Origin of the sequence: Mesorhizobium sp. M4A.F.Ca.ET.090.04.2.1, from assembly GCF_003999085.1 — a bacterium.
Lineage (GTDB): Bacteria > Pseudomonadota > Alphaproteobacteria > Rhizobiales > Rhizobiaceae > Mesorhizobium.
Genome location: NZ_RZOT01000417.1, coordinates 1 through 5,505 on the forward strand (window position 1 = coordinate 1; position 5,505 = coordinate 5,505).

Below are 5,505 nucleotides of genomic sequence, written 5' to 3' on the forward strand. Positions count from 1 at the left end.
GAAGGCAAGAAGGGCACCGATCTCCATGCCATGCGCAACCGGCTGGTGTCGGTGACGCCGTTGCAGCTCGACCTTACCGCTCATGAAATTCGCGACCAACTGACCAAGGCGCTCGCATGAACCAGCCGATTTCAGTCGACGACCGCGAAGGTTTTGCCGCCTTCCTGCTGCGCCTGCGCGGCCGGGGGTCGGCGCCGAAGCCGCTGATTGCCGCCTTCGAGGCGACGCCGCGCCGTGGCTTCCTGTCCGGCCAGTTCCATTCGCTCGCCTGGTCGGACGGCATGCTGCCGATCGAATGCGGCGAGGCGATCGAGGGCGCCGACCTGCAGGCCGCGGTACTCGCGGCGCTTGGCATCGAGCCCGGCAACCGCGTGCTGGAGATTGGCACCGGGACTGGCTACACGGCGGCGGTGATGTCGCGGCTGGCGTCGCGCATCGTCACCATCGACCGTTACAAGACGCTGACCGAGCAGGCCAAACAGCGCTTCGAGGCGCTCGGCATCGGCAACGTCATCGTCCGCCAGGCGGATGGCTCCAACGGATTGCCGAATGAAGGGCCGTTCGACCGCATCGTCGCCTGGGCGGCCTTCGACAGCCTGCCGCGTTTCCTGCTCGACCAGTTGTCGAGCGGCGGTGTGGTCATCGCGCCGATCGGCCCGGAGGAGGGCGAGCAGGTGCTGGCAAAGCTCACCAAAGTCGGCAGCCGCTTCGAGCGCGAGGACATCGGTATCGTCAGGCTGCAGCCGATCCTGCGCAGCGTCGCCTCGGTTATCTAACCCTCCTCGAATATTTTAAGAAAATTTTCGCCGGATTCTAAGGGGTTAACCGGCCAGTAACATTAACGCGCTTTAATCATGACCAGTTTGTACCGGGTCTGTGCGGGTTAGTGCGATGCAATTCAGTGTTTTGAAGGCAAACGGACGCAATCTGGCGCGTGGCTGCGCCGTCCTCATGATCGCAGGCGCCGCCGCGGGGTGCAGCTCCCAGGTCGCCCGCTTCAATGGTGTCGACGACGTCTTCACCTCGTCGACCAACAATCAGCGCGCCATCATCGACAAGCAGGACGTCGCCCAGCCCTATCCGGGCGATGCGGTGGCGCCGGCGCCTGTCGACGGCAGTCATACCCAGTCGGTGAGCCGCTCCAGCCTCGAGCCGGTTTCGGTGCAGCAGTTGCCGCCGCCGGTGTCACAGCCAGCCCAGGCGTCCGCGGCGAAGCCGGTGCGCACCGCTTCGGAGCCGGTCCTGGCGCCGCCCGCCACGCATGTCGACAGGACGACGACCGGCACCGCCGCCCCGGCGACGAAGCCGTTCAAGGAGGCGCAGCCCGACGCGCCGAAGATGGCGGCCGCCGGCACGCCGCGCGCCACCGAGATCGTGGTCCGGGACGGCGAGACCATCTCCGGCCTGGCGCAGCACTACAAGGTGCCGGCCGACGTGATCATGAAGGTCAACGGGCTGAGCGCGACCAAGGGCCTGAAGACGGGCCAAAAGCTGGTCATTCCCGCCTATGCCTATTCGAGCAAGGAGCCGGCACAGAAACTCGCCGACACCAAGCCCGCCAATGCGCCGAAGCCCGCAAGCGCGCCCGAGAAGATCGCCGTGCTGCCGCAGCAGCCGAAGCTCAAGGACGGCAAGTCGGCCGCGCCGGTCGACGCTAACGCCGCCGCTAGCGGATCGAAGGACGCCAAGCCTGCGACGCAGGTCGCTTCGGCTAAGCCGGCCGGCGCCGGCGGCACCTACACGGTCCAGCAGGGCGACACCCTGTCGTCCATCGCCAGGAAGACCGGTGTCGGCGTCGTGGCGCTGAAGCAGGCGAACGGCATGCAGGACGGCCTGCTCAAGATCGGCCAGACGCTGAAGGTTCCAGCCGGCGGCACCGCGACTGTCGCCGCCGCCAAGCCGGTCAAGGTCGACCCGGTGACGACCGCCACCACTCAGCCGGCCGCGAAGCCGACCGAGACGCTCGCCTCCTACACGCCGCCGAAGAAGGACGCCAAGGTCATCCAGCAGGCCGAGGACGACGACGCGGTGGCGCCGGATGCAACCGGCATCGGCAAAATGCGCTGGCCGGTGCGCGGCCGCGTGATCTCCAATTTTGGCGGCGGCAAGGACGGCGTCGACATTGCGGTCCCGGAGGGCACGCCAGTCAAGGCTGCAGAGAACGGCGTCGTCATCTATGCCGGCGACGGGCTGAAGGAATTCGGCAACACCGTCCTGGTGCGGCACGAGAACGGGCTGGTCACCGTCTACGGCCACGCCAGCTCGATCGAGGTGCAGCGCGGCCAGAAGGTCAAGCGCGGCCAGGAGATCGCGCTGTCCGGCATGAGCGGCACCACCGACTCGCCGAAGCTGCACTTCGAAGTGCGCAAGAACTCCGCCCCGGTCGATCCGTCGGGCTATCTCGAATAGAAGAAGAAAAATTGCGGGCCGTCTGAGACCTCCAGTCCAGCCCGCCGGCTCAGCCCGCTCCGCAAGGGGCGGGCTTTTTCAGCTGTCTGCCTGACCTCAATCCTTCAGCGGCTTGCCGAGACGGCCGGCAAGGTCCTGGGTGAACTGCCATGCGACGCGGCCGGAGCGGCTGCCGCGCGTCGTCGCCCATTCCAGCGCCTCGGCGCGCAGCGCATCGGGGTCGATGGCCAGGCCGTGATAGCGGACATAGCCGTCGATCATGTCGAGATATTCGTCCTGCGAACATTTGTGGAAGCCGAGCCAGAGGCCGAAGCGATCGGACAGCGAGACCTTTTCTTCCACGGCTTCCGACGGGTTGATGGCGGTCGAGCGTTCATTGTCGATCATGTCGCGCGGCAAAAGATGCCGCCGGTTCGAGGTGGCGTAGAAGATGACGTTGGCGGGGCGGCCCTCGACACCGCCTTCAAGTGCTGCCTTCAGCGACTTGTAGGAGGTGTCGTCGTGGTCGAAGGAGAGGTCATCGCAAAACAGGATGAACCGGAAAGGCGCCGCCTTGAGCAAACCCATCAGCTTGGGCAGCGTGTCGATATCCTCGCGGTGGATCTCGATCAGCTTGAGCGGCCGATCGAGCTCGTCGGAGGCGTTGACGGCGGCGTGCACCGCCTTGACCAGCGACGATTTGCCCATGCCGCGCGCGCCCCACAACAGCACATTGTTGGCGGCAAAGCCCGAGGCGAAGCGCTCGGTGTTGTCGAGCAGGATGTCGCGCACCCGGTCGACGCCTCGGATCAGCCCGATGTCGACGCGGTTGACCTTGCGCACCGGCTCCAGATAGCCGGGATCGGCCTGCCAGACGAAGCAGTCGGCCGCCGCAAGGTCGGTTTGCGGTACCGGCGGCGGGGCGAGGCGAGTGACCGCTTCGATCAGGCGGTCGAGCTTCTGGTTCAGGGCGTCAAGGGTGCTGTCGGTCATGTCTTGTCTTTTTGGTCTGGCGTTCGGGATCGGCACCGGCGGAAATCCGCTCTTTCGCGGCGGGATAAGAACCGCTTCCAACCTTTTGCCGGAGCATGATCTTTTCCGCGGACCGCACCCGGCATTCGGCGATCATGCTCTAACACGCGCCAACCGGCCGGAAAAGCAGCGGATTCGCCCGGCGGCGCAGTTGCATTGGCAACTTTACCGACTATATTCCGGCCAAATTTCGCGGGGCCGCCTCGTGGCGGTTTTTCACCTTCCAGGAGTATCTTGATGTTCGTTACACCGGCATACGCCCAGGGCGTCGGCGCCTCGCCAGACATGTTCATCAGCATTTTGCCGTTTGTCCTGATTTTCGTGATCATGTATTTTCTGATCATCAGGCCGCAGCGCGCGCAGCTGAAGAAGCGCCAGGAGATGCTCTCGGCGGTGCGGCGCGGCGACACGGTCGTGACCGGCGGCGGTTTCGTCGGCAAGGTGACCAAGGTGATCGACGACCACGAACTCGAGATCGACCTCGGCGGTGGCACCAAGGTGACGGCGCTGCGCTCGACGATCTCGGACGTGCGCGTCAAGGGCGAGCCAGTGGCGAACCAGAATGCCAAGAAATAACCGAATTGAAGGCGGAACGCTGCCGCATGTACGCCTGAACGGATAAGAACGAATGCTCTATTTTTCGCGCCTGAAGATGATCCTGATCTGGCTGGCCGTGGCCGCCACAGTGGTCCTCGCCGCGCCCAATCTCTTCCCTGCCAGCACGTTGGCGCAACTGCCCAACTGGGTGCCGAAGCGGCAGATGACGCTCGGTCTCGACCTGCAGGGTGGTTCGCACATCCTGCTTCAGATGAACCAGAACGACCTGATCAAGGATCGACTGGAGACGTCACGCGACGAGATCAGGACGCTGCTGCGCGACGCCAACCCCAAGATCAACTATACCGGCCTGTCCGGATCCGGGCGCACGGTGCAGGTCCGCATCACCGATCCCAGCCAGATCGACGCCGCCAAGAAGGTGCTGAAGCCGCTGACCGACCCGGTGGCGGCGGGGCTGTTCACCGGCGGCTCCGTCCAGGAGATGACGCTGGACGATTCCGAGCCGGGCCTGCTCAAGTTCACCGTCACCGACGCCGGCATCAAATACCGCACCTCGACGGCGCTGACGCAGTCGATCGAGGTCGTCGAACGGCGCGTCAACGAACTCGGCACCACCGAACCGATCGTGCAGCGGCAGGGCGACGACCGTATTCTTGTCCAGGTGCCGGGCTTGCAGGACCCGCAAAGGCTGAAGGAAATCCTTGGCCAGACCGCCAAGCTGACATTCCAGATGGTCGACCAGTCGATGCCGGTGCAGGACGCGCTCAACGGCCGTCCGCCGGCAGGCTCCTCGATCCTCTATTCGCAGGACGATCCGCCGGTACCCTATCTGATCGAAAACCGCGTCATCGTTTCGGGCGAGAATCTCGTCGACGCGCAGGCGACCTACAATTCGCAGAACAACGAGCCTGTCGTTTCCTTCCGTTTCGATTCCAAGGGAGCCACCCGCTTCGGCCAGGCGACGGCGCAAAATGTCGGCAAGCTGTTCGCCATCATCCTCGACAACCAGGTGATCTCGGCGCCGCAGATCCGTGAGCCGATCCTCGGCGGCACCGGTCAGATCTCCGGCAATTTCACCGCTCAGAGCGCCAACGACCTCGCCGTGCTGCTGCGCGCAGGCGCGCTGCCGGCGACGCTGACCGTGATCGAGGAGCGCACGGTGGGTCCGGGCCTGGGACAGGATTCCATCCATGCCGGCAAGGTCGCCGGCATCATCGGCTCGATCCTCGTCGTCGCCTTCATGTTCGTCGCTTACGGCTTCCTCGGCTTCCTCGCCAATATCGCGCTCGCGGTGCATGTGGCGATGATCGTCGGGCTGTTGTCGCTGCTCGGCGCGACGCTGACCTTGCCTGGTATCGCCGGTATCGTGCTGACCATCGGCATGGCGGTCGATTCCAACGTGCTGATCTACGAGCGTATCCGCGAGGAGCGGCGCAACGGCCGCTCGGTGATCCAGGCGATCGATACCGGCTTCACCAAGGCGCTGGCGACCATCGTCGATTCCAACGTCACGTCGCTGATCGCGAC

At 64.9% G+C, this 5,505-nt stretch carries 6 protein-coding genes and 1 pseudogene; 5 read left to right on the forward strand and 2 right to left on the reverse strand.

What is annotated here, in order from left to right:
• From EN781_RS35510 to EN781_RS24375, 3 genes and pseudogenes are all read left to right on the forward strand, one after another.
• A pseudogene (locus EN781_RS35510) lies at nucleotides 1-120 on the forward strand (5'/3'-nucleotidase SurE); the annotation flags it as partial.
• The gene (locus EN781_RS24370) at nucleotides 117-776 is read left to right on the forward strand and encodes a protein-L-isoaspartate(D-aspartate) O-methyltransferase (protein ID WP_126054205.1); all 660 of its coding nucleotides are present in this window, start codon (nucleotides 117-119) and stop codon (nucleotides 774-776) included. The pseudogene EN781_RS35510 and the gene EN781_RS24370, both read left to right, overlap by 4 nt.
• A gap of 115 nt (nucleotides 777-891) precedes the next feature.
• Nucleotides 892-2,409, forward strand: a complete 1,518-nt coding sequence (locus EN781_RS24375; RefSeq protein ID WP_126054206.1) for a peptidoglycan DD-metalloendopeptidase family protein — start codon at nucleotides 892-894, stop codon at nucleotides 2,407-2,409.
• A gap of 96 nt (nucleotides 2,410-2,505) precedes the next feature.
• On the opposite strand, the gene EN781_RS24380 is transcribed toward EN781_RS24375, so the two are convergent.
• Nucleotides 2,506-3,381: an ATP-binding protein gene (locus EN781_RS24380; RefSeq protein ID WP_126054207.1), complete on the reverse strand. Its 876-nt coding sequence runs from the start codon at nucleotides 3,379-3,381 to the stop codon at nucleotides 2,506-2,508.
• Nucleotides 3,378-3,749 carry a hypothetical protein gene (locus EN781_RS34870; RefSeq protein ID WP_210213493.1) on the reverse strand — a complete coding sequence of 124 codons (372 nt, stop codon included), beginning with the start codon at nucleotides 3,747-3,749 and terminating at the stop codon, nucleotides 3,378-3,380. The genes EN781_RS24380 and EN781_RS34870 overlap by 4 nt, the downstream gene beginning before the upstream one ends.
• On the opposite strand from EN781_RS34870, the gene yajC reads away from it, so the two are divergent.
• A complete protein-coding gene (gene yajC, locus EN781_RS24385) occupies nucleotides 3,658-3,996 on the forward strand; it encodes a preprotein translocase subunit YajC (RefSeq protein WP_126054208.1) in 339 nt (112 codons plus the stop codon). The genes EN781_RS34870 and yajC overlap by 92 nt on opposite strands.
• Before the next feature lie 52 nt (nucleotides 3,997-4,048).
• Nucleotides 4,049-5,505, forward strand: a 1,457-nt coding sequence (gene secD, locus EN781_RS24390) for a protein translocase subunit SecD (RefSeq protein WP_127400401.1), incomplete at its 3' end; no start/stop codon positions are given.